This window comes from Pseudomonas sp. GW460-LB5, assembly GCF_059423245.1.
The window spans coordinates 1-19,690 of record NZ_JBWKXT010000022.1 but is presented as its reverse complement, the minus strand read 5'-3'; the positions used below and the strand labels follow the sequence as shown (position 1 = coordinate 19,690).

The 19,690-nt window shown below is 63.5% G+C and carries 25 protein-coding genes; 12 read left to right on the top strand and 13 right to left on the bottom strand.

Annotated elements, in window-relative coordinates; all coding sequences use genetic code 11:
- Positions 1-14: 14 nt before the first annotated feature.
- Both AC07XM_RS15025 and AC07XM_RS15020 read right to left on the bottom strand, forming a co-directional pair.
- A complete protein-coding gene (locus AC07XM_RS15025) occupies positions 15-374 on the bottom strand; it encodes an MmcQ/YjbR family DNA-binding protein (protein ID WP_102689214.1) in 360 nt (119 codons plus the stop codon).
- Entirely contained in the window at positions 367-1,269 is a 903-nt protein-coding gene (locus tag AC07XM_RS15020) for a LysR substrate-binding domain-containing protein (RefSeq protein WP_060516636.1), read from the bottom strand. Before AC07XM_RS15020 ends, AC07XM_RS15025 begins: the two co-directional genes overlap by 8 nt.
- 133 nt (positions 1,270-1,402) lie before the next feature.
- On the opposite strand from AC07XM_RS15020, the gene AC07XM_RS15015 reads away from it, so the two are divergent.
- Positions 1,403-2,014 carry an FMN-dependent NADH-azoreductase gene (locus tag AC07XM_RS15015; protein WP_023049322.1) on the top strand — a complete coding sequence of 204 codons (612 nt, stop codon included), beginning with the start codon at positions 1,403-1,405 and terminating at the stop codon, positions 2,012-2,014.
- A gap of 53 nt (positions 2,015-2,067) precedes the next feature.
- Here the strand turns inward: AC07XM_RS15015 and AC07XM_RS15010 are convergent, their stop codons facing one another.
- A complete protein-coding gene (locus AC07XM_RS15010; RefSeq protein WP_016486514.1) occupies positions 2,068-2,667 on the bottom strand; it encodes a helix-turn-helix domain-containing protein in 600 nt (199 codons plus the stop codon).
- A 39-nt stretch (positions 2,668-2,706) separates the two neighbouring features.
- A complete protein-coding gene (locus AC07XM_RS15005; RefSeq protein ID WP_060516635.1) occupies positions 2,707-4,659 on the bottom strand; it encodes an oxidoreductase in 1,953 nt (650 codons plus the stop codon).
- A 178-nt stretch (positions 4,660-4,837) separates the two neighbouring features.
- Between AC07XM_RS15005 and AC07XM_RS15000 the strand changes: the two genes are divergently transcribed.
- From AC07XM_RS15000 to AC07XM_RS14975, 6 genes are all read left to right on the top strand, one after another.
- A complete protein-coding gene (locus AC07XM_RS15000) occupies positions 4,838-5,881 on the top strand; it encodes an ABC transporter substrate-binding protein (RefSeq protein WP_096425994.1) in 1,044 nt (347 codons plus the stop codon).
- 33 nt (positions 5,882-5,914) lie between these two features.
- Positions 5,915-6,670 carry a class II aldolase/adducin family protein gene (locus AC07XM_RS14995; RefSeq protein WP_102689215.1) on the top strand — a complete coding sequence of 252 codons (756 nt, stop codon included), beginning with the start codon at positions 5,915-5,917 and terminating at the stop codon, positions 6,668-6,670.
- A gap of 223 nt (positions 6,671-6,893) precedes the next feature.
- Positions 6,894-7,778, top strand: coding sequence for an O-acetylserine/cysteine exporter (locus AC07XM_RS14990; RefSeq protein WP_016486518.1), 885 nt, complete (start codon positions 6,894-6,896; stop codon positions 7,776-7,778).
- Between the two features lie 69 nt (positions 7,779-7,847).
- Complete coding sequence (locus AC07XM_RS14985; protein ID WP_016486519.1) at positions 7,848-8,168, top strand: YbjQ family protein; 321 nt, start codon at positions 7,848-7,850, stop codon at positions 8,166-8,168.
- A 138-nt stretch (positions 8,169-8,306) separates the two neighbouring features.
- Positions 8,307-8,495, top strand: a complete 189-nt coding sequence (locus AC07XM_RS14980; protein ID WP_003253897.1) for a hypothetical protein — start codon at positions 8,307-8,309, stop codon at positions 8,493-8,495.
- Positions 8,496-8,637: 142 nt separating this feature from the next.
- Positions 8,638-8,949: a hypothetical protein gene (locus AC07XM_RS14975; RefSeq protein ID WP_016486520.1), complete on the top strand. Its 312-nt coding sequence runs from the start codon at positions 8,638-8,640 to the stop codon at positions 8,947-8,949.
- Between the two features lie 46 nt (positions 8,950-8,995).
- Here AC07XM_RS14975 and AC07XM_RS14970 read toward each other — a convergent pair whose 3' ends face one another.
- Together AC07XM_RS14970 and ampC are read right to left on the bottom strand one after the other, a co-directional pair.
- A complete protein-coding gene (locus AC07XM_RS14970; protein WP_016486521.1) occupies positions 8,996-9,328 on the bottom strand; it encodes a hypothetical protein in 333 nt (110 codons plus the stop codon).
- A 300-nt stretch (positions 9,329-9,628) separates the two neighbouring features.
- Positions 9,629-10,771: a class C beta-lactamase gene (gene ampC, locus AC07XM_RS14965; RefSeq protein ID WP_023049134.1), complete on the bottom strand. Its 1,143-nt coding sequence runs from the start codon at positions 10,769-10,771 to the stop codon at positions 9,629-9,631.
- A 119-nt stretch (positions 10,772-10,890) separates the two neighbouring features.
- Between ampC and AC07XM_RS14960 the strand changes: the two genes are divergently transcribed.
- A complete protein-coding gene (locus AC07XM_RS14960) occupies positions 10,891-11,883 on the top strand; it encodes a bile acid:sodium symporter family protein (RefSeq protein ID WP_102689216.1) in 993 nt (330 codons plus the stop codon).
- Between the two features lie 63 nt (positions 11,884-11,946).
- Here AC07XM_RS14960 and AC07XM_RS14955 read toward each other — a convergent pair whose 3' ends face one another.
- Positions 11,947-12,540, bottom strand: a complete 594-nt coding sequence (locus AC07XM_RS14955; protein ID WP_016486524.1) for an eCIS core domain-containing protein — start codon at positions 12,538-12,540, stop codon at positions 11,947-11,949.
- Positions 12,527-13,090: a TetR/AcrR family transcriptional regulator gene (locus AC07XM_RS14950; RefSeq protein ID WP_023049133.1), complete on the bottom strand. Its 564-nt coding sequence runs from the start codon at positions 13,088-13,090 to the stop codon at positions 12,527-12,529. Before AC07XM_RS14950 ends, AC07XM_RS14955 begins: the two co-directional genes overlap by 14 nt.
- Before the next feature lie 89 nt (positions 13,091-13,179).
- Between AC07XM_RS14950 and AC07XM_RS14945 the strand changes: the two genes are divergently transcribed.
- Entirely contained in the window at positions 13,180-13,911 is a 732-nt protein-coding gene (locus AC07XM_RS14945; RefSeq protein WP_070086510.1) for an SDR family oxidoreductase, read from the top strand.
- Between the two features lie 29 nt (positions 13,912-13,940).
- Complete coding sequence (locus tag AC07XM_RS14940) at positions 13,941-14,555, top strand: 2-hydroxychromene-2-carboxylate isomerase (protein ID WP_016486527.1); 615 nt, start codon at positions 13,941-13,943, stop codon at positions 14,553-14,555.
- On the opposite strand, the gene AC07XM_RS14935 is transcribed toward AC07XM_RS14940, so the two are convergent.
- From AC07XM_RS14935 to AC07XM_RS14915, 5 genes are all read right to left on the bottom strand, one after another.
- Positions 14,528-14,827, bottom strand: a complete 300-nt coding sequence (locus tag AC07XM_RS14935) for a DUF7693 family protein (RefSeq protein ID WP_023049131.1) — start codon at positions 14,825-14,827, stop codon at positions 14,528-14,530. The two genes, AC07XM_RS14940 and AC07XM_RS14935, sit on opposite strands and share 28 nt — an antisense overlap.
- A gap of 2 nt (positions 14,828-14,829) precedes the next feature.
- Positions 14,830-15,375 carry a cupin domain-containing protein gene (locus AC07XM_RS14930; RefSeq protein WP_016486529.1) on the bottom strand — a complete coding sequence of 182 codons (546 nt, stop codon included), beginning with the start codon at positions 15,373-15,375 and terminating at the stop codon, positions 14,830-14,832.
- A gap of 81 nt (positions 15,376-15,456) precedes the next feature.
- Entirely contained in the window at positions 15,457-16,662 is a 1,206-nt protein-coding gene (locus AC07XM_RS14925) for an MFS transporter (RefSeq protein ID WP_016486530.1), read from the bottom strand.
- Between the two features lie 84 nt (positions 16,663-16,746).
- Positions 16,747-17,280: a cytochrome b gene (locus tag AC07XM_RS14920; protein ID WP_016486531.1), complete on the bottom strand. Its 534-nt coding sequence runs from the start codon at positions 17,278-17,280 to the stop codon at positions 16,747-16,749.
- Positions 17,277-18,329 carry a catalase family peroxidase gene (locus AC07XM_RS14915; protein ID WP_102689217.1) on the bottom strand — a complete coding sequence of 351 codons (1,053 nt, stop codon included), beginning with the start codon at positions 18,327-18,329 and terminating at the stop codon, positions 17,277-17,279. The genes AC07XM_RS14920 and AC07XM_RS14915 overlap by 4 nt, the downstream gene beginning before the upstream one ends.
- Before the next feature lie 123 nt (positions 18,330-18,452).
- Here AC07XM_RS14915 and AC07XM_RS14910 point away from each other — a divergent pair, with 123 nt between their 5' ends.
- Together AC07XM_RS14910 and AC07XM_RS14905 are read left to right on the top strand one after the other, a co-directional pair.
- Complete coding sequence (locus tag AC07XM_RS14910) at positions 18,453-18,974, top strand: sigma-70 family RNA polymerase sigma factor (protein WP_024717967.1); 522 nt, start codon at positions 18,453-18,455, stop codon at positions 18,972-18,974.
- Positions 18,971-19,690: anti-sigma factor family protein (locus AC07XM_RS14905; RefSeq protein ID WP_102690334.1), on the top strand; the 720-nt coding region annotated here is incomplete at its 3' end. The genes AC07XM_RS14910 and AC07XM_RS14905, both read left to right, overlap by 4 nt.

The following is a 19,690-nucleotide window of genomic DNA, read 5'->3' as shown; positions in this document are numbered from 1 at the left end:
CCGATACAGGCTGACTAGATCAACAACCCTGCCTGCAACCGCTTGGGCAATCGCCGCACCACCAGTTGATGCGAACGCTGCAACACATCACACAGCTCATCACGCCCCATGGGGTAGGGCAGCGCCATGCTGATCCACCGCGCCCGCGCCAGATAAGGCGCAGGCCGCACCCCTGGGCGATCGCAGTAGCCCAGAAACAGCTCATCGGCCACTTTGAACGACAGCCCCGCACCCGCCAGGTCGAGCACCGCGAACATCTTGTTGCCCGCCACCGAGAACACCCGGATGCCGCCCCACTTGGAGTCTTCCCGTGCACCCGGAAGGCTCAGGCAAAACGCGGCCACCTGGGCTTCGCTCATCTTCCTTTCAGACATACCGCTCTCCACAGGCCTCGAATGATGCCGCCAGGTGATCAATCCACACCCGCACCGCAGGCAGTACGCCGCGCCGGTGCGGGTACACCGCCTGCAGGTAGCCGCCTGGCAGTGACCAGTCTGGCAGCAGGCGCACCAGTTCGCCGCGCTCAAGCTCTTCTTCGCAGAACATGCTGGGCAGCGCGGTGAACCCCAAGCCGGCCCGTACAGCGGCGTTACGTACTACGAAATCATCTATGGCCAAGCGCGGCTCCAAGGCAATTTCATGCTGTTTGCCATGCGGGCCGAGCAGGCGCAAGTGCACCAGCCGGTCTGCTTCGGCGGCGCCCAGTACCGGCAGTGACGCCAGCTCACCCGGTTCGCGGATGTGGTCGGCGAAACCGGGCGCGGCCACCAGTTGCATCTGCGCCTGGCGCAGGCGACGAGTCACCAGGGCCGGGTCTTCGTCGCCCAGGTCGCGTACGCGCAGGGCGACGTCGATGCCTTCGGAAATCAGGTCGACGCGGCGGTTGAGCAGCACCATGTCCAGCTGCACCAGCGGGTACTGGGCAAGAAAGCGGCTGATCACATCTGGCAGAAAGGCATGCGCCAACGCCACCGGGCATGACACCCGCAAGCGCCCGCGCGGCTCGCTGCTCATGCTGGCCACGGCTTCATCGGCGGCTTCGGCCTCTAGCAGCATGGCCTGGCAGTGGTGCAGGTAGCGTTCGCCCACCGCAGTGAGCTTCAGCTGCCGTGTGGTGCGTTGCAGCAGGCGGGTGCCCAGGCGCTCTTCCAGCTCGGCAATCCGCCGCGACAGGCGCGATTTGGGGATGCCCAATTGACGCCCGGCGGCGGCAAAACCGCCGGCTTCGACCACGCGGGCAAAGTAGAAAAGGTCGTTGAGGTCTTGCATGAGAATGTCTCACTGTTCCATCTGTGGGACAAACTAGCGCATATTTGCCGCCTTATCACCCATTACTCATCTCTGTAGGATTCTCTCCATCGTGATCGCCCAACGCTGCGGTCTTCAATCACAGGAGAGTCCCATGAAACTGTTGCACATCGATTCGAGCATCCTGGGCGACAATTCCGCCTCCCGCCAGCTGAGCCGTGAAGTGGTCGAAGCCTGGAAAGCCGCTGACCCAAGCGTGGAGGTGCTGTACCGCGACCTGGCCGCCGACGCCATTGCACACTTCTCTGCCGCGACCTTGGTAGCCGCAGGTACCCCTGAGGACATGCGCGATGCAGCCCAGGCCTTCGAGGCCAAGCTGAGCGCGCAAACCCTGGAAGAATTCCTGGCCGCCGATGCTGTGGTGATTGGTGCGCCGATGTACAACTTCACCGTACCGACCCAGCTCAAGGCCTGGATCGACCGCGTTGCCGTTGCCGGCAAGACCTTCCGCTACACCGAAGCGGGCCCGGAAGGCCTGTGCGGCAACAAGAAAGTGGTACTGGTGTCCACTGCCGGTGGCCTGCACGCTGGCCAGCCGAGCGGCGCCGGGCATGAGGACTTCCTGAAAGTGTTCCTGGGCTTTATCGGTGTCACCGACCTGGAAATCGTTCGCGCCCATGGCCTGGCTTATGGCCCGGAGCACCGCACACAAGCAATTGATGCTGCACAGGCGCAGATTGCCAACGCGCTGTTTGCTGCTGCCTGAGCCAGTCCGTAACCGCCAGCGTGAACATTGGGGGAGCAACCGTCAGGCGTGCTTCAGAATGTTGGCGGTGTGATCACCCAGATCACCACGGCATCCACCTCACCGGGGTTGCCGTAGCGGTGCGGCTCCTGGCTGGAGAAGCTGAAACTGTCGCCTTCACCCAGCTGAAAATGGCGTTCGCCCACCCACAGCTCGAAGCTGCCGCTCAGGATGTAGCCGGCTTCTTCGCCCTCATGGCTGTAGCTTTGCTGGCTGTAGGTGCCTGGGGGGAAGCGCGAGTGCAGGATCTCAAGCTGGCGGTTGGGCTGGGGGGTGAGCAACTGATCGACGATGCCATCTTCATAGTGCACGCTCAGGCGGCTGTTGCGCCGCACGACATAGCCCTGGTCCTCGGGCGCAGGGGTGGCCTCGCTGGCGAAGAACCACTGGATGGTCACGCCCAGGCTGCGGGCGATGTTGAACAGCGCCGGGATTGACGGGTAGGAGAGGTTGCGCTCCAACTGGCTGATGTAGCCGGCGGTCAGCTCACTGTGCGCAGCCAGCTCCGCCAAGGTCATGCCGCGGCGCTTGCGCAGGCCGCGGATGCGTGTGCCCAGAAACTGCGGCGCGGCGCCTCCGGCTTCGCTGGCGGGGGGCAGGGGGAGTTGGCTCATGCACGTCGGTCCATCGCAAAAGCCGCAGTATGTACAGCCTCAGAGCGACCAGGCAACCGTCAGGCCGTCGTGAATCGCTTCTTCGGCGGTACGTGGTGCCAGGCAGTCGCCAATGCGCCGCACTTCTACCAGGCCGGCCAGCTCGCTGGCCAGGCTGTCTTGCGGCTGATGGCCCATGCACAGCACCAGCGTGTCGATGCCTTCGAAGATCATGGGTTCGCCGCTGGCGGTGTGCTCCAGGTACACCGTGTTGTCGTCGCTGCCGTACAAGCGCGCGTAAGGGGTGACAGGGATGCCCAGGCGATGCAGTTCGCCGGCGAGCTGGTCACGCACGTAAAGCGGTAGGTTCTCGCCGCAATGGGTACCGTTGACGGCCAACTGCACCTGGTGCCCCTCGCGTACCAGGCGTTCGGCGATGCCAGGGCCGATCCAGTCGCAGCGCCAGTCCATCACCAGCACCGAACGCCCCAGCTTCACTTCGTTACGCAGTACTTGCCAGGCGTCCACCACCTGCAGCTCGCCGCTGCGCTCGAACGCCGGCCAGTAGGGGGTGGCACCGGTAGCGGCAATGACCAGGTCGGGGTGTTCGCGTTCGACCAGGGCGCGGTCCACCCGGGTGTTGCGCACGACTTCGACACCGGCAAGGGCCATTTCCCGTTGCAGATTGGTACTGGCCCCGCCGAACTCGCTGCGCCGCGGTAGCAATTGGGCCAGCAGCACCTGGCCACCGAGCTGTGGGCCGGCCTCGTAAAGCGTTACGTGGTGGCCGCGGGCGGCGGCCACGGCGGCAGCCTTCATGCCGGCGGGGCCGCCACCGGCGACGAGAATGCGCTTGGGCGTTGTGGTAGGCGTCAGCTGCCCATACTGCAATTCGCGGCCGGTTTCTGGCCGCTGGATGCAGGAGATGGCCAAGCCGCGATGGAAGTGACCGATGCAGGCCTGGTTGCAGGCGATACAGGCGCGTACATCTTCGACCTGGCCGCGTTCGGTCTTGCTCGGCATCAGCGGGTCGCAGATCAGTGCGCGGGTCATGCCGCAAACATCGGCCTGGCCGCGTGCCAGGATCAGTTCAGCTTCCTGGGGCTGGTTGATGCGCCCGGTAACAAACAGGGGTATGGCCAGCTGTTGCTTGAAGGTGCCGGCTTCTCTGGCCAGATAGGCTGGCTCGATGGCCATGGGCGGGACTATGTGCACGGCGCCGCCCAAGGACGCCGATGTGCCGGCGACGATGTGCAGGTAGTCGAGTTGGCCCTGCAGGGCAATGGCTGCGGCCAGCGACTCGTCCTCGCTCAGCCCTTGGCTGTCGCGCTCGTCGGCGCTGATGCGCAGGCCGATGATGAACTGCTCGTCGGTGGCGGCGCGCACGGCGGCCAGCACCTCACGCAGAAACCTCAGGCGCTGTTCCAGATCGCCGTTGTAGCCGTCGCTGCGCAGGTTCACCCGCGGGTTCATGAACTGTGCGGGCAGGTAGCCATGGCTTGCCACCACTTCGACGCCGTCCAGCCCAGCCTGGTGCAGACGCCGGGCCGCACTGGCGTAGCCCTGGACAATTTCGTCGATCATCGGCTGGTCCAGTGCGCGCGGCATCACCCGGAAGCGTTCGTTGGGCACCGAGGACGCAGAGTAGGCAACCGCTAGCAGGCCGTCTGCCGATTCCATGATCTCCCGGCCGGGGTGAAACAGTTGCGACAGCACCACGGTGCCGTGTGCATGGCAGGCTTCGGCCAGCTGTCGATAGCCGTCGATGCAGGCATCGTCGGTGGCCATCAGCACATGCGAGGTGTAGCGGGCGCTGTCATGCACCCCCGCAACCTGCAGCACGATCAGGCCGACGCCACCGGCTGCACGGTCGCGCTGGTAGGCGATCAGCTTGTCGTTGACCAGGTTGTCGGTGGGCAGGCAGGTATCGTGGCCGGTGGACATGATGCGGTTCTTCAAGCGCTTGCCGCGGATCTGCAACGCTTCAAACAGGTGAGGGAAGGCGGTCTGCATACAGGCGGCTCCGGTGCGGTGTTGTTCTTGTTTTGTGTATGAAAGTGTAGCACCAGTAAAAAATCAACTTGTTTTTTTACTGGTGCGCGACTAGGTTTTCATCACCCTCAGCGCGAGGGCGTGACCTCACAACAACAAGAAAACGGGCCCTTGGGGGCACCGGCAGGAGGAAACTTAGATGCAGACAATTGCACGTGTTGCTGGCCTTTGGGCAACGTTGCTGGCCGTTGGCCTGGGCACTGCGCAAGCTGCGCCGCAGATGGTCGTGGTGGGCTATGGCGGCGCCGGCCAGAAGGCTCAGGACGAGGCAATCTTCAAGCCCTTCAGTGCCCAGGATGGCAGCAAGCTGATACAGAGCGAATACAACGGCGAAATGGCGCGGATCCAGGTGATGGCCGACACCGGCAACGTCGATTGGGATGTGGTGCAGATCGAGGGGCCGGACTTGATGCGTGGCTGTGAGGAAGGTATCTACGAACACCTCGACTGGCAGCGCTTGGGCCATGCCGCCGAGCTCATACCCGACGCGGCGCAGGATTGTGGCTCGGCTGCGCTGGTGTGGAGCGTGGCTATCGCCTACGACCGCAACAAGCTGGCGCAGGCGCCGGCCTCGTGGGCCGACTTCTGGGACGTGAACAAGTACCCAGGCAAGCGCGGCTTGCGCAAACGTGCGGTGTATAACCTGGAGTTTGCCCTGCTGGCCGATGGGGTCAAGGTAGAGGACGTCTATCAGGTGCTGTCGACGCCGGCCGGGGTTGACCGTGCATTCGCCAAGCTCAGCGAACTCAAGCCCTATATCCAGTGGTGGGACGCCGGCGCCCAACCTGCGCAGTGGCTGGCTGCAGGTGATGTGGTAATGACTTCGACCTACAGCGGGCGCATCGCCGTGGCGGCGCAGCAAGGCAGCCCGTTGGCCGTGGTATGGCCTGGAAGCCTGTATGGCATGGACTACTGGGCAATCATCAAAGGCTCGCGGCATGTCGACCAGGCCAAGCGGCTGATTGCCTATGCCAATCAGCCGGATACCCAGGTGCGGTATGTGCAGCAGATTCCCTATGGGCCGACCAACACCCAGGCAGCCGTCAGGCTTGGCCCGGCCCTGGCCAGTTGGGTGCCCACCTCGCCGCAGAACTTGCAAGGGGCACTGGCGATGAATGTGGAATTCTGGGTCGACCATGGCGAAGAGCTGGAACAACGCTTCAATGCCTGGGCGAGCAAGTAGTTTCAAGCCTCCTCATCTATAGAGATAACCACCATGATCGCAACGGAACAGCGCTTGCGCCGGGAACTGGCTGCCTGCTATCGGCTGATCGCGCACTTTCGCATGAGCGACCTGATCTTCACCCACATTTCCTTGCGCCTGCCCGGGCCGGAGCATCACTTCCTGATCAACCCGTACGGGCTGCTGTTCGAAGAGATTACTGCCTCCAGCCTGGTAAAGATCGACTTGCAGGGAAGGCCAGTGCAACCTTCGCCACACCCGGTCAAGCCGGCCGGCTTCGTCATTCACAGTGCTATTCATGCCGCTCGTGATGACGCCCAGTGCGTGCTGCACACTCACACCCGCGCGGGTTGCGCGGTAGCCGCGCTGGAGTGCGGCCTGTTGCCGGTCAACCAGATGTCCATGGAGTTTTACGGCCGGGTGGCTTACCACTCCTACGAAGGTATCGCACTGGATATGGACGAACAGCAGCGGTTGGTTGCCGACCTCGGCGACAAGCCGGTGATGATCCTGCGTAACCATGGCCTGCTTGCTACAGGGCGCAGCGTGGCCGAAGCATTCTTGCGCATGTTCTACCTGGAGAAGGCCTGTGAGATCCAGTTGGCAGCGCAGAGTGCCGGTCAACTGATACTGCCGCCGGCCGCAGTGTGCGTGCATACCGAACGGCAGTTCAATGAGCCGGAGCGGGGGTTGAAACAGGGTGAGCTGGCCGACCCGGATGCGCTGCAGCTGGCGTGGGCAGCGTTGTTGCGAATGCTGGAAAAGGTGGCACCAGGTTATCAGGATTGAGGCTGCGACCCGCTGATTTGGCAGGGGTGTGTCAGGCTCGGCACCGGAAAGCCTGCGATGTCACGGCGGGAGTACATGTGTTCTCCTGTGGTTGGCCCCGTACTGGGGGCCAGTAACAGTCACTGTTGCGCAACGACGGCGGGTAACTGTGCTGGTCCGCTTTTGAGGAATAGCCTTATGCTGTAACGAAATATGTCCACAAAGCCTGTAGAAGGAAGTCGCAATGCCGCTCAAGGACCTGCTCATTGCCCTGGTGGTGATTGTCGCCTGGGGAGTCAACTTCGTGGTCATCAAGGTTGGCCTCGACGGCTTGCCGCCGATGTTGCTGGGGGCGCTGCGCTTCCTGTTGGTGGCGTTTCCGGCAATCTTGCTGGTCAAGCGGCCGAAACTGCCTTGGCGTTGGCTGATTGCCTATGGCGCGACGATTTCGCTGGGCCAGTTCGCGTTCCTGTTCCAGGCCATGTACAGCGGCATGCCGCCTGGCTTGGCCTCGCTGATCTTGCAGTCACAGGCTTTCTTTACGCTGGGGTTCGCGGCACTGTTTTTGGGTGAACGGTTGCGCCTGGCCAGTGTGTTGGGGCTGCTGATAGCCGCCAGCGGCCTGGCGTTGATTGGTAGCGAAGATGGTGGCCATGTACCGCTGCTGGCGTTGGTGCTGACCTTGTGCGGTGGTGCCATGTGGGGCATGGGCAACATCATTACCCGGCGTTTTGGCTCGGTTGACCTTGTGGCATTGGTGATCTGGGGCGGGCTGATACCGCCACTGCCGTTCCTGGCGTTGTCCTGGTGGCTGGAAGGGCCTGAGCGCATTGGCCATGCCCTGGCCAATATCAGCTGGAGCTCGGTGCTGGCACTGGTGTACCTGGCCTTCGTCGCCACCATGCTTGGTTACAGCCTGTGGAGCAAACTGCTGTCGCGCCACCCGGCCGGCAAGGTGGCACCGTTCTCGCTGCTGGTACCCGTGATTGGTTTGAGCTCGTCGGCGTTGTTGCTGGGCGAACGGCTGACCGCAATCCAGGGCTGGGGTGCCTTGCTGGTAATGGCGGGGTTGCTGGTGAACGTATTCGGCGCGCGTATCGGGCAAAGGTTGCGGGCGGTCACCGCGTAAGCCGCACAAATATGCTGCTTGGCGCTCTGTTAGAATCGGCCTCTTTATCCAGGTCAACGGAGCGCTTTCATGATCATTACCACGACCAGCCAGCTCGAAGGTCGCCCGATTGCCGAATACTTGGGCGTCGTCAGCTCCGAATCGGTGCAGGGCATCAACTTCGTGCGCGATTTCTTTGCACGCTTTCGCGACTTTTTCGGCGGCCGCTCGCAAACGCTGGAAAGCGCCCTGCGTGAGGCGCGCGAGCAGGCGACCGAGGAGCTCAAGGCGCGGGCACATCAGTTGCGAGCCGATGCGGTAGTGGGTGTGGATTTCGAAATTAGCATGCCGTCGGTGCAGGGCGGCATGGTCGTGGTGTTTGCCACCGGCACCGCGGTGCGGTTGAAGTAGAGCGGTCTGCCACTGGTCGGCTGTCGTGCGATTGTCCGGGTGGTCCGCAAATGACCGGCTAGTCTCTTTTTTACAGGCCGCGTTTTCTGGGCGACTTTTCTGGTTGCCGGCGCGACTGCCACTGGAGGGAGACAGTGCATGAGCGAATCCTTTTTCGAAGACCTGAATGATGCGTTCCCGATCAACAGCCAAGTGCGTTGCGGCCAGGCGGCCTTCCGCCTCGGGTTCGCCCACATGACGCTGGATGATTCCGAACAGCTACAGCCTGCACACCTGCAGCGCAGTAAAAAAGGCCGCTTCATGCCGCGGGTTCCGCTGAAGAAGTGACCCCGCCCCAGTACATAACCCCGCCCAATGGCGGGGTTTTTATTGCGCTTTGTTGATCCGGCTCATGGCATTGCCGGGTAGCGCTCGCCGGCTGGCCAGGGTTGTGGTCTTCTGTCGTGGCATTCCAGCGACGGAGGATCGAATGCTCATGCGAGTCAGGGAACAGACGTATTGGCAGTGGGCCGACGCCCAGTTGCACAGCCGCAGCCACAACGAAGCTCTCAGTGACGGCACAACGCTGGATGTGCAGGTGCGCTTGTCACGTCTGGGGGCGACTCAGCTGTTTTTAGGGCTGTATGGAGCCGATGGGCGGGCAATGCTGGAGGAGTACTACCCTGCGCGGCCCGGGGAGACCATGACCCGTGCCTTGGTGTGGGGTGTGGACCGTGCCCGTGCGATGGCTACCGGTGCCCTGCCATTGCCGCAAAGCCGTTGCCGACGGCGCCAGGCATGAAAAAGCCCGGCCTATGCGGGCCGGGCTCAGATAAAGGTGAGAACCCTCAGTTGAGCGGTTCGATCACCTTGACTGCCTGCCGCTCACGGGCGGCGGGCCATTCTTGTTGCAGGGTCTGCAGCACGCGGCCGACGAATTCGGTATCGGCGGCGGCCTTCTTGCCGACGTAGCCCTGGCCACGGCGGTAGACCTTGAAGCGGGCACGCATGCTGGGCAGGTGCTCTTCGAATTCATCTTCGATCGTATTCGGTGGCAGGCGGTCGAGCCGCACCTCACCGGTTTGGCTAACCCACAGCAGGTGGTCGTCAAGGCTGTCCTTGCGTACAGCGAACAGCTGCGCCAGTTGGTCGATAGTCGGATTGTTGTTCAAGTTCATCATAAAGCCCCCATTACCCATTCGTAGGTGATTTTCACAGTTGGCGCTACCACGGTGTAGCGCACTACCAACGCTGCTACAGCAGCATCGCAACAGGGGCTTTCTCACGCTGCCTTTTGGACAGTTCCCTCTCCACGGACGGCCTGCGTTACCGCGCAAGCCGTCTGGAACACCCTTGCCACCGCTCCCGATCAGGGAGACGGCTTCATCATGCACAAGGGCGATGAGCGGCGTCAATCATTTTGTAGTGAATATTTTTACTCACTACATTTCTGTCTTTTTGTTCGACAATCGCCGTTTCCACTACAGCCCGGACAGTATCTCGAAGGCTGCACGAACCCTGGCTTCGTTCGGGTAATTTCGATTGGCCAGCAACACTATTGCCAGCTGTTCACTGGGCACAAATGCGGCGTAAGCGCCGAAACCGCTAGTTGCACCGGTTTTGTTGTACCAGGCGGCCGGCAGTTGGGGCAGGGCGGGTTGCAAGCGCTTGGTTGGCTGCGGTTCACGGATCAGCCGCGCGCTGTTGCCATCTACCAGGGTGCCCAGCGTGACGGGGTAGGGATAACGCTCCCAGCCCAGGCCTTGGGTCATGGTGCCGACCTGGAAGTAGCCCTGCTGGGTGATGGCGGTTGCTTTAGCCAGTGCCGGTGGCAGGCCCTGGGGCTGCATGTGCAGCCGCACGTACTGCAGCAAATCGCTGGCGCTGGTCTTGATGCCGTAGGCTTCGTCGGCATACGGGCCGGGGCCGACGCGCACCGGTTTGTCGGCGTCGTCGTAACCTTGGGCATAAAGCCCCTGAGCACTGGCCGGGACCTGCAGATAGGTGTTTTTGAGGCCCATTTTTGCCAGCAGCCCCTCGGACATCAGCGTAGAAAACGGTTGATGCTGTGCCCGTGCGGCCAGGTCACCGAACAGGCCAAGGCTGGGGTTCGAGTAGCAGCGCTGGGTGCCGGGTTTGGCACGGGGTTGCCAGTGGCGGAAGAAATCGACGACCTGTTGCGGTGTCTGCACCGCATCGGGGAACTGCAAGGGCAGGCAGTCGGCACTGTAGGCACCCAGTTCCAGCACCGTCGCGTCGCCGATGGGCGCCCCGGCCAGTGCCGGATGATAGTGCTTGGCCGGGGCTTCAAGGTCCAGCTTGCCCTCGGCGCTGGCCAGCGCGGCCAGGGTGGCGGTGTAGGTCTTGCTCAGCGAACCGATCTCGAACAGCGTGTCTCGGCTGACAGGCACATTGTCGGCCTTGCTGGCCACGCCATAGCTGAAGTAGTGCGCGTGGTCGCGTGCGTAGATCGCCACGGCCATGCCGCTGATTCCCTGCGCCTGCATCAACGGGCGGATGATCTGGTCGACCTTGGCCTGCAATTGGTCGTCGGCCTGGGCGGCGGTGTGGCCCAGAATGAGTGTTATGACGGCTGCAAGCGCGGCCGGGCGGGAGAGGGGCATGAGCGGGTCCTTTTGCGGAGCGTGTCCGTTGAGCGATACCGATGGGGGTTCCGGCGTTAGCGGCGGAAAGCCGTAGACCTTATCGTCTGCCCTTGCACAATGACAAGACGGACACTGTGATGAAGTATTTGCGGATGTTATTCGACAATTTCACCCTGGCTTTGCTTGGGGTGGTTCTGATCGCCACCGTCCTGCCTTGCTCGGGCGATGGTGCGGTGTATTTTGGCTGGCTGACCAACCTGGCCATCGGCCTGCTGTTCTTCCTGCATGGTGCCAAGCTGTCGCGCGAGGCAATCATTGCCGGCGCCGGGCACTGGCGCCTGCACCTGCTGGTGTTTTCTTGTACGTTCGTGATGTTCCCGCTGCTTGGCCTGGCGCTAAAGCCTGTGTTCCTGCCACTGGTGGGCAACGAGTTGTACCTGGGCGTGCTCTACCTGTGTGCCTTGCCGGCCACGGTGCAGTCGGCCATCGCCTTTACCTCGCTGGCCCGCGGTAACGTGCCAGCAGCCATTTGCAGCGCGGCGGCCTCAAGCCTGCTGGGTATCTTCCTGACCCCCTTGCTGGTGATGATGTTGCTGGGCGCCAGTGGCGACACCGGTTCTGGCCTGGATGCCGTGCTGAAGATCACCCTGCAACTGCTGGTGCCGTTCGTTGCCGGGCAGGTTGCGCGGCGCTGGATCGGCGCCTGGGTCAAGCGCAATGCGCGTTGGCTCAAGGTGGTGGACCAGGGCTCGATCCTGCTGGTGGTGTACACCGCCTTCAGCGAAGCCGTGGTCACCGGCTTGTGGCACACGGTATCGCCGCAGCACCTGGCCGGGTTGTTCGCCGTGTGCGGGATTTTGCTGGCGGTGGTGCTGTTTGGTACCCGTTTGCTTGGCAAGGCATTGGGCTTCAATCTCGAAGACCGCATCACCATCTTGTTTGCCGGCTCCAAGAAAAGCCTGGCTACCGGTGTGCCCATGGCTCAAGTGTTGTTCGTGGGCAGCGGTATTGGTGCGATGATCCTGCCGCTTATGCTGTTCCACCAGATCCAGCTGATGGTCTGTGCGGTGCTGGCGCAACGTTATGCCAGCCGTGAGCAGGGCGCCGAAGAGGCTTCGGCGGCGTCCTGAGCGCATGCGCAGTCCGCTACCGGAGCGGCCTTGTATCGCGATGGGCTGCAAAGCAGCCCATTTCTACCTGGCTTGGCCTGAAGCGCGTTCGCGCAAAGCCTTGCCGACCTCGGCCTCGATCTTGTAGGCCGGCGCTTCGAGGTCGTCATAGTTGCGCGTATAGCGCCGGGCAAATTCCTCCACCCCCAGCGCCTGATACTGCTGCACATGCTTGAGCTCGTGAGCCCACAGGGCCACGTTGTCCTCGGCGTCGCCGGCCCGGCGGAAGATGATCGTGTCGATCAGCGTCACGGCGTTTACATCGGGGTTCTGCAGTAACGCGTTGGCTGCGCTCATCTGCTGTTCGTCACCCACCCGGAAGCGCGCCGCATCGAGCACGGCAAAGTCGTACCAGGGTTCGAGTTGCGCACGGATATGCAGCGGGATCGGCTCGACGCCGCTGGCGGTGGCCTCATCCCTGGCCTGGCGCAAGGCGAACGTCAGGCTGGACGAGGCCATCACCTCCACATCCTTGAGAATCTGACCGGCTTGCCCCGGGTCAATCGGCGCACAAAAACAGCCCATCAGGCACACTTGGTATTGCCCGGGCGGGCACGCTTGTTCGGCAAGCGCGGGCACCGTCAGCGTCAGGCCCAGCAGCAGGCTAATCCGCTTCATGCAGGGCCTTTTCGACAAACTGGCGGCTTGCATCCAGCACCTGCGATTGCACCCCTTCAGTGGCCAGCATGCGCCCGATCATCAACGCACCCACGCATTGGCTGATCAGCACCCAGGCCAGTTGATCATCCTCCAATGTCGCGCTCCAGGCCTGGTGCAGTTCGACCAGCCAGTGCTCAGCCTCTTCGCGCACCGGCGTTGCGGCCCGGGCGATTTCCACACCCAGCGGCGGGAGCGGGCAGCCGCTTTCGGGATTGTGCAGGTGGGCCAGGCTCAGGTACTGCTGCAGACAGCGGCCCAGGCGTTCGCGGCTGGCGCCCTGGTTGGCCAGGCGGGCCAGCGGGCTGTTGCGCAGCTCCTGGCGCACCACCTCGGTAAACAGGTCGTCCTTGGAGGGGAAGTGATTGTAAAAGGCGCCGCCGGTCAGGCCGATCGCCTTCATCAGCCCGGCCACCCCGGTACTGGCAAAGCCCCCGCGTTTGGCCAGCGCGCCGCTGCTGCTCAGCAACCGTTCACGGGTCTGCTGCTTGTGTTCGTTGGAGTAACGCATTCAATTGCCTCTGCAGGCGGGCTTGACGATGACGGTGATCATAACATAGCGTTCGTTTACTAAACGATCATTTACCAATGGAGGCAGGCATGCCAGAACAACAAAAAGTCGTGTTGGTGATCGGTGCGGGCGATGCCACGGGTGGCGAGATTGCCAAGCGCTTTGCCCGTGAGGGCTACATTGCCTGCGTCACGCGGCGTCAGGCTGACAAACTGCAACCGCTGCTGGAGGAAATACGTGCCGCTGGCGGCCAGGCCCACGGCTTTGGCTCCGATGCGCGCAAAGAGCAGGAGGTGGCGGCGTTGGTCGAGACTATCGAGCGTGATATCGGCCCGATCGACGTGTTTGTCTTCAATATCGGCGCCAATGTGCCCTGCAGTATTCTCGAGGAAACCCCGCGCAAGTATTTCAAGATCTGGGAAATGGCCTGCTTTGCCGGTTTTCTCACGGCGCAAGCGGTTGCCCGGCGCATGGTCCGGCGTGAGCGCGGCACGATCCTGTTCACCGGCGCCACCGCAGGCACCCGCGGTGCGGCGGGTTTCGCGGCTTTCGCCGGGGCAAAGCATGGCTTGCGCGCTCTGGCCCAGAGCATGGCACGTGAGCTGGGGCCGCGGAATATCCATGTCGCGCACGTAGTGGTGGACGGTGCCATCGACACCGCTTTCATCCGCGACAGCTTTCCCGAGCGCTATGCCCTCAAGGACCAGGATGGCATCCTCGACCCGGCGCACATTGCCGACAGCTACTGGTTCCTGCACGCCCAGCCACGAGACGCCTGGACTTTCGAGCTGGACCTGCGCCCCTGGATGGAACGCTGGTAAGCCCCTATCACCAAGCAAGGACTGTCACCATGAACAAGACTGTCGATTTCTTTTTTGACCTGGGCAGCCCGGCCAGCTACCTGGCCTGGACTCAATTGCCAGGCCTGTGTGCCCGCCAGGGGGCTACGCTGCACTTGCGGCCAATGCTGCTGGGCGGGGTTTTCCAGGCTACCGGCAATGCTTCGCCGGCCATGGTCCCGGCCAAGGGGCGCTACATGTTCACGGACCTGGCACGCTTTGCCGCGCGCTATGGGGTACCGTTCGGGCTGCCGCCGGGGTTTCCGGTCAATACCTTGACCTTGATGCGCGGGGTCATGGGTACCCAGTTGCGCGCGCCGGAGCAGTTGGAGTCGTTGCTGTCGGCGCTGTTCAATGGGCTGTGGGTGCAGCGGCGCAACCTGAGCGATAGCGCGGTTCTGGACGAAACACTGAGCCAGGCAGGGTTCGATCCGCAGGCTTTTCATGCGCTGGCGGCCGACGGCGAAGTAAAAGCCGCGCTCAAGCAGGCGACCGAGGTGGCAGTGGAGCGCGGGGTGTTTGGCGCGCCGACCTGCTTTGTCGGTGAGGCAATGTTCTTTGGGCAGGACCGTCTGGACTTTGTCGAGGAAGCGTTAAGTCAGGGTGCCAGCAGCTTTTCGAGCTGAGTGCGTTCCCACAGGCTCAGCAGGTCGACCGGGTTGGTGCCGTAGCGCTGCCACTCCTCGATCCCGGCCTGATGGCCGTCGGGGCAGCGGCAACTGATGCAATGGGCAAGGCCTTCGGTATCCACGGCCAGTGCCAATTGCCAACCCTGGATGTCGACATCGACCAGGCCGCCATCGCGGCGTGCACTCACCTGCAGGTGATGCACGCCAAGTGCAGCGTTACGCAGGCTCTGGTAAATGGCCCGGGTGTTCAGCGAACCGCTGCGCGTCAAGGTCAGAAATTCGCCGGCGTGTTTGCGCTGATAATCTCGGCCTCGTCCGGGCCGATGTTTTTGAAGCTGTGCGGCAGGGTAGTGGGGATGTAGTAGCCGTCGCCCGAGTTGAGCACGCTGACTTGGCCATCGACCCAAAGCTCCACGGTGCCGCGGGTGACCAGGCCACATTCTTCGCCCTCGGCATGCACGATCGGCTCGCCCGAATCCGCACCCGGTGCATACAGTTCGCGCAGCATGCGCATCTGCCGGCCTTCGACACTGGCACCAACCAGCAGCATGCGCAGGCCGTTGCGGCCCAGGTCTGGCTGCTCGGCGCCCCGGAAGACAAAGCGTTCTTCGCGCACCGGCTCGTCGAAACTGAAGAACTCCGCGAGGCTCATGGGAATGCCTTCGAGCAGTTTTTTCAGGGAACTGACCGAAGGGCTGACGCGGTTCTGCTCGATCTGCGAGATCGTCGAATTGGTCAGCCCGCTGCGGCGGGCCAGTTCCCGTTGGGAGAGGTTGTTGCGTTCACGCACCAGTTTGAGTCGCGTCCCCGTGTCCATAGCCGCCTTGTAATCAGAGGTGTAAAAAATAATGAGCGACGCGCATTAAAACACACTCTGCACGCTTGCGCGCTGTGCTTCTCAGACACGCTGGTCGCGCGGCATCGGCCATAGCCCGACCAGCAGCAACAGGGCGGCCACGGCCAGGAATGGCAGGCGCGGATCAAGGGCATAAACCAGGGTGCCAGCCAGCGGGCCGATCACCGCCCCCATGCCTTGGGCCGCACCAATGGAACCGGCTGTGGCGCCCTGCTCGGAGGCGTGCATGGCGTTAGCCGCCAGCGCAGAAAAGGACGGGAAGACAAAGCCCATGCCCGCTGCCGCGATGAAATAGCAGCCCCATAGCGCAGGTGCGGTGGTGGCGAGCGAGCCGCAGGCAAAGCCCAGGGCTGAGACCGTGGCGCCTGTGCGGATCATTTTCAGTGGCGGCCATTCCAGTTTGCGCAGCAATACCTGTGACAGCATCAATGCCACGCCCACCGTGGTCAATGCGATGCCGGCGGCCTGGGCGGCCTCTGCAGGGCCCAGGTGCAGGCGGTCAATGGCGAAGAAACCGACGATGATCTGCGACACGGTGACACTGAGCATGGCGCTGAATGCTACCAGCAGGGGCCGGCGCAGGCGTGGGTCGTTCAAACGCACTGGGCTCGGGGCATGGTTGTGGGGCAGCGCCTGCGGCTTGAGGGTGAACAACAGCACGAGAAAGGCACTGGCCGGCAGCAGCGACATGATATGAAAAGGCAGGCTCAGACTATGCCTGGCCAACAGCGCCGCCAGCGCCGGCCCCACCACCAGGCCGACAGCGTTGGCCGCCCCCAGCGAGGCCATGGCCCGAGCACGACGCTGCGGCTCGACATGGTCGGCGATCAGCGCATTGCAACCTACCGGGATAGCCGCATAGAAGGCACCGATGCAGCCGCGTGCGACCATCAGGCCGATGAACGCTGCGGTCGCCCCCGGCAGCCAGCGCAGCGCGCCTTCCACAAACAGGCATAGCAGCCAATAAGCCAGAGTAAAACCGGCGGTGCCCAGCAGCAGAACGCGCCGGCGCCCCAGGCGGTCTGCCGCCCGGCCCCAGGGCCGCGCCAGCAGCACCCACACCACGCCGGCCACAGTCACGGCGGCACCCGCCTGCCAGGTGGCCATGCCGAGCTGGCGGGCAATCGGGCCGATCAGGGCGACGAAGGCCATCATCGACATGGTACAGGCCATGTTGGCCAGCAGCAGCGGACGCAAGTCCAGGGTGCTGGCAGGTTTAAGGGTTGCAGGATCCTTTGCGACGTTCATTGGGCAGTCCAGGGCAGTAAGGCAATAGAAACCGATATTATTAAGAATTGTTATCGATTGTCGAACGGCCCGGGCTATTGCAATTCATTCGCTGCGGCGCAGGGGGCCAGGCCACATGCTACGCAACACACCGTCGCGGCGCACCCATGCGTGCATCAACGCTGCCGCCACATGCACCAGCACGGTGGCGAACAGCAGGTAGCCGGCCCAGCCGTGTGCCATGCGCAGCACGGCATACAGTTGCAAGTTGTGCGGGGCGATGGCCGGCAAGCCCAGCGGGCGAGGGTAGTCGCCCGCTGACAGCATTGCCCAGCCCAGTAGCGGCATGGCTAGCATCAAGCCATAGAGCAGCAGGTGCGATGCCCCGGCGGCCCAGCGCTGCAGGGTGGGCAGGTCTCGCGGCAAGGGTGGGTGAGGCACGGCCAGGCGCACCCCGATACGCAGCACGACCAGCACCAGCAGTGCCAGGCCGGTGGCCTTGTGCAGCCCGATGAGTACAGGGTGGCGTAGCGACAGGTCTGCAACCATGCTCACGCCAATGAACAGCATGGCCAGGATCAGCACGGCCATCAGCCAGTGCAGCAGGCGGGCGAAAGGGTGGAAGGCTTCGGGTTTCATGGGCGGGCTCCGGTGCTGAGCGATTCACGGCTGCGGCGGTTGAACGATTCCGAGTAGGCAGCCGAACGGGCGGCGAGGATGGGGTCGGCAGATGCCTCTATGCCTCGGGGCAGGATCAACGGGTCGAAGTTGACGTCGCGGCATGCCCCCTGTTCGGGGGCGTCGACCTGTTCCAGCACCAGGGTGCCGGCGTCTACGCTGCGCCGTTCGGCAGGCCAGGGCCGGGCAGGGTCGTCCACAGCATCGCCGGGTTCAGCCAGCACGAGGCGAAGCGTCCAGCGTAACGGGCCCTGGGCCAGGCGTTGCTGCAGGTCGTGTTGCAGAAACTGTTTGTCATCAATCTGGGTGGGCAGCGCGGCAAACGCGGTTTGTGGCTCAAGCTGCCAGCGCACCGGGTGGCGGGCGCCGCTTGCATCTATCAGCTGAAAGGCATTGATGCTGTGGTATTGGGTGCTGGCGAAGCTGTTGCTGGGCTTGTAGCCCGCCGCCCACTGGCGAAATGCTGCGCTTTCCGGGTGGGCTGCGAAGAACGCCTGCATGCTGGCGGGGTTCGGTTTGCCGGTGGCCGGGTCTGGCGTACTCGCCAGTACTTGCTCGTAGAACCCTTGCGGGGTGCTTATCGCCAGCACAGGCGGGGTGTTCATGCCGGTGCGCCAGACCTGCCCGTCGTCGGTGCTCAGCTGAATGGCCAGGCTGCGTACGGGTATGCTTGTGTCCGGGGCATACGGGTTGGCGCCGCCAATGGCGAAGCGGCCGATCACCGGGACACTCGCCTGGCTGAATACGCGCGCCGTGGACAGGTTGGCGGCCTGCCCGCTGGCCTGGAAGTAGCCACTGACACACAGGCCCTTGGCGTGGTTCTTGCGGTAGCCTGGGTAGTGCCCGGCTTGGGCCTCGAAGGTGTCAATGATGCGCTGTGGTGTCAGCCGGGTTTCGCCAAGCCAGCCGGCGGCATAGGCAAAGCCGGCACCTGCGGCCAGCATCACGGCGCCGATGGCAGCCAGGCGCAAGGCTTTCGCCGGGCCGTGCAAAGGTGAGTTCATGGTCATCGTCCGGTTTGGTGAATGTGCCAGTACGACGGGGCAGGGAAAAATTTATTCCATCGACGGGAATAGAATTTCCTGGTGGGCGTCTGCCTTTACAATGACTACTTCAAAGGCCGGGACTTTGCCATGCATGATCTGGACGACCACCAGTGGCGCGAGCTGCTGGCCCGCCTGCGCCGTTTTGCCGTGTGGCTGACCCGCGAGCCGGGCAGCGCCGATGACCTGGTGCAGGCCACGGTCGAGCGGGCCCTGAGCCGACGTGACCAGCAACGCGATGCCGAGGCGCTGCGGGCTTGGCTGTTTACCATCCTCTATCGGCTTTTCCTTGACGGTAAGCGTCGCGACCGCCTGCATGCGCGCTGGCTGTCGTGGTTCGGCCGTGCCGAGAGCGAGGAGGAGCCGCTCGGGGCCAACCTTGAGGCGATTGTCCTGGCCCAGGCCGACTTGCAGGCATTTGCCCGGCTGACGGCCGAACAGCGCGCCTTGTTGCTGCTTATCAGCATCGAAGGCTTGAGTTACAAGGAAGCTGCCCAGGCCTTGGGCATCCCCATCGGCACTGTGATGTCGCGCCTGTCGCGCGCCCGCAGTGCCTTGCGCGAACTGACCGAGGGCAACCCTCAGCCCCCGGCCTTGCGGAGACTGAAATGACGCGTCTGATCCCCAGCGAAGACGAATTGCACGCTTACGTCGATGAGCGCCTGGCGCCTGCGCGCCGGGCCGAAGTGCAGGCCTGGCTGGCGGCCAACCCGCAGGCTGCGGCACGGGTGGAGGGCTGGCGCGCCGATGCCCGCCGGTTGCGTACGGCGCTGGCCGGGTTTGGCGAACTGCCCGGGGCGGCGCAGCTGGACCTTGGGCAGTTGCGTCGGCAATTGCGCCAGCGTCGGCAGCGGCGCTGGGCCACCGCGGCGGTGGTCGTGCTGGCATTGGGCGTCGGAGGGCTGGGCGGCTGGCAGGTGCGCGATGCGTCCCTGGCACGAGCCGACCAGCCCATGGCCGATGCTGTCCAGGCGCACCGGTTGTTTGCCGCCAGCGAGGCGCTGGATATCCAGGCCAGTGATCCAGGGCAGTTGCACGACTGGTTGGGGCGGCATTTCAGCCGCGTTGGGCAATTGCCGGACCTGGCGGGCTATGGCTTCAAACCGGTGGGGGCGCGCTTGCTCAGCAACGAGCAGGGGCCGGCGGCGCTGCTGGTGTTTGAAGATGGCAAGGGCCAGCGCATCAGCCTGTTCCTGCGCTCACCGGGCGAGCTTTATCGGCGCATGCCAGACGGGCAGCGGGTTGATGGCCAGCTGGAGGCGCGGTACTGGTCGCATGGGGCTTACAACTTCGCCTTGGTCAGCGCGGCGGACGATGCGCGTGGGGCC

Excerpts from the sequence above, each read along its gene's own strand:
- AC07XM_RS15025 (WP_102689214.1), bottom strand. The coding sequence starts at position 374 with ATGTCTGAAAGGAAGATGAGCGAAGCCCAGGTGGCCGCGTTTTGCCTG.
- AC07XM_RS15020 (WP_060516636.1), bottom strand. The coding sequence starts at position 1,269 with ATGCAAGACCTCAACGACCTTTTCTACTTTGCCCGCGTGGTCGAAGCC.
- AC07XM_RS15015 (WP_023049322.1), top strand. The coding sequence starts at position 1,403 with ATGAAACTGTTGCACATCGATTCGAGCATCCTGGGCGACAATTCCGCC.
- AC07XM_RS15010 (WP_016486514.1), bottom strand. The coding sequence starts at position 2,667 with ATGAGCCAACTCCCCCTGCCCCCCGCCAGCGAAGCCGGAGGCGCCGCG.
- AC07XM_RS15005 (WP_060516635.1), bottom strand. The coding sequence starts at position 4,659 with ATGCAGACCGCCTTCCCTCACCTGTTTGAAGCGTTGCAGATCCGCGGC.
- AC07XM_RS15000 (WP_096425994.1), top strand. The coding sequence starts at position 4,838 with ATGCAGACAATTGCACGTGTTGCTGGCCTTTGGGCAACGTTGCTGGCC.
- AC07XM_RS14995 (WP_102689215.1), top strand. The coding sequence starts at position 5,915 with ATGATCGCAACGGAACAGCGCTTGCGCCGGGAACTGGCTGCCTGCTAT.
- AC07XM_RS14990 (WP_016486518.1), top strand. The coding sequence starts at position 6,894 with ATGCCGCTCAAGGACCTGCTCATTGCCCTGGTGGTGATTGTCGCCTGG.
- AC07XM_RS14985 (WP_016486519.1), top strand. The coding sequence starts at position 7,848 with ATGATCATTACCACGACCAGCCAGCTCGAAGGTCGCCCGATTGCCGAA.
- AC07XM_RS14980 (WP_003253897.1), top strand. The coding sequence starts at position 8,307 with ATGAGCGAATCCTTTTTCGAAGACCTGAATGATGCGTTCCCGATCAAC.
- AC07XM_RS14975 (WP_016486520.1), top strand. The coding sequence starts at position 8,638 with ATGCTCATGCGAGTCAGGGAACAGACGTATTGGCAGTGGGCCGACGCC.
- AC07XM_RS14970 (WP_016486521.1), bottom strand. The coding sequence starts at position 9,328 with ATGATGAACTTGAACAACAATCCGACTATCGACCAACTGGCGCAGCTG.
- ampC (WP_023049134.1), bottom strand. The coding sequence starts at position 10,771 with ATGCCCCTCTCCCGCCCGGCCGCGCTTGCAGCCGTCATAACACTCATT.
- AC07XM_RS14960 (WP_102689216.1), top strand. The coding sequence starts at position 10,891 with ATGAAGTATTTGCGGATGTTATTCGACAATTTCACCCTGGCTTTGCTT.
- AC07XM_RS14955 (WP_016486524.1), bottom strand. The coding sequence starts at position 12,540 with ATGAAGCGGATTAGCCTGCTGCTGGGCCTGACGCTGACGGTGCCCGCG.
- AC07XM_RS14950 (WP_023049133.1), bottom strand. The coding sequence starts at position 13,090 with ATGCGTTACTCCAACGAACACAAGCAGCAGACCCGTGAACGGTTGCTG.
- AC07XM_RS14945 (WP_070086510.1), top strand. The coding sequence starts at position 13,180 with ATGCCAGAACAACAAAAAGTCGTGTTGGTGATCGGTGCGGGCGATGCC.
- AC07XM_RS14940 (WP_016486527.1), top strand. The coding sequence starts at position 13,941 with ATGAACAAGACTGTCGATTTCTTTTTTGACCTGGGCAGCCCGGCCAGC.
- AC07XM_RS14930 (WP_016486529.1), bottom strand. The coding sequence starts at position 15,375 with ATGGACACGGGGACGCGACTCAAACTGGTGCGTGAACGCAACAACCTC.
- AC07XM_RS14925 (WP_016486530.1), bottom strand. The coding sequence starts at position 16,662 with ATGAACGTCGCAAAGGATCCTGCAACCCTTAAACCTGCCAGCACCCTG.
- AC07XM_RS14920 (WP_016486531.1), bottom strand. The coding sequence starts at position 17,280 with ATGAAACCCGAAGCCTTCCACCCTTTCGCCCGCCTGCTGCACTGGCTG.
- AC07XM_RS14915 (WP_102689217.1), bottom strand. The coding sequence starts at position 18,329 with ATGACCATGAACTCACCTTTGCACGGCCCGGCGAAAGCCTTGCGCCTG.
- AC07XM_RS14910 (WP_024717967.1), top strand. The coding sequence starts at position 18,453 with ATGCATGATCTGGACGACCACCAGTGGCGCGAGCTGCTGGCCCGCCTG.